The sequence below is a fragment of the Moorena sp. SIO3I6 genome (assembly GCF_010672095.1).
In genome coordinates, this window is record NZ_JAAHHU010001415.1 from 1 (window position 1) to 1,312 (window position 1,312).

At 47.0% G+C, this 1,312-nt stretch carries 1 protein-coding gene and 1 pseudogene; one reads left to right on the forward strand and one right to left on the reverse strand.

The window, feature by feature from the left end; translation table 11 throughout:
• A partial coding sequence (locus tag F6K49_RS49830) for an ATP-binding protein (RefSeq protein ID WP_293110221.1) occupies positions 1 to 745 on the forward strand: 745 nt, incomplete at its 5' end.
• 128 nt (positions 746 to 873) lie between these two features.
• Here the strand turns inward: F6K49_RS49830 and F6K49_RS49835 are convergent.
• Positions 874 to 1,312 (reverse strand): annotated as a pseudogene (locus F6K49_RS49835) (acyl-CoA dehydrogenase); the annotation flags it as partial.

Consider the following 1,312-nt stretch of genomic DNA (forward strand, 5'->3'; position numbering starts at 1 on the left):
TTGGGGTGGTCCAGGCATGGGTAAGACCTCTTTCCTGGAACTCCTGGCTTCTCCGGACGTTTGGAAAGAGTATGGACAAGACCCATCACAGGCTTTGATGGTGCTACTCAGTTGCGAAAGTATCCAACCGTTTACAGCTTCCGGGTTTTGGCAGGAAGTCTTTAGTCTGCTCAAAGAGGAATTGGACGGTGAGCCAGACCTTCAGGCAGAGATCGAAACATTGCTCGACCACGGAAAAGCAACTGCCAGGGTTATGCGCCAAGTATTGGGGAAGCTTGGAAAACGAAACAAGTTCTTGGTGTTGCTAGTAGATGACTATGATGCCGCTTTGCGAGAAAACCCGCACTATACTCAAGCTGACATGGAAATCTTTGTCACTGAGTGTAGCAGTATTGCCTATCACTCTCGGGAGAGGAGATATTTATCAATGATTGTCACCTCACTTCGCCCTCTCAATGAACTTGATCCTCCCCTCAATCTCAATAGTTCTCCCTGGTACAACCATTATCTGTTTCAATCCCTGAAGCCATTAACGGAAACTGAAGTGGAGCAATTAATGGCAAGTATTCCCATCACACCAGCATTACGGGATGTCATTAAAGACAGGGCTGGTGGACATCCGGCGCTCTTACAAATTGCTGGTTCTTTGCTATTTAGAGAATTAAGAACTGGGAAGTTACCTGATACTGAAACCTTTACCAAGGAGTTTGAAAGTCAAACTAGACATATTTTCCAAAATATTTAGCAACGGTGCAGGGATGCCGAGCAAGGGCTGTTGATATTGATGGCTTGGTCTATTTGGATGGGATGCATTAGCTGATAGCTGTTCGCGTAGCGTGCGCGTAGCGCTTATGCTGAATGCTTAGGGAGGATTCACCCACAAGAAACATTTACCAACCGAGCCAGAGTTCCCTCCATCATAGCGGTGGTTTGACCAGATACAGTGAATACCAAAGCTTCCCGATAGACTCGCTGGGCAGGATGGTGTTTGTAGTTAGCAGCACCACTAGACACAGTCACCGCTGCTTGAGCACATCTTCCGGCTAAGTTAATTGCCCAAGTCCTCAGTTGTAGCCGTTGTTCAAAGGTCTGGGAATCCCCTTGTGCTGCTTCGAGCATAGCTGTCTGGCAGCGAATCAATTCCCCGTTGAGGGACTCAAAAGCATTGTATAGAAAATCCAGTTCCTTGGTTTTGGCAGCCGCTTCTACAATGTCGAGTCCAGCTTGGGCACATCCTAGAGCCAAAAAACCAGTAGACAAAACTTTTTTCTGGTCATTTTCGTGAATTGCACCTGCTTTAGCAATCGAGACC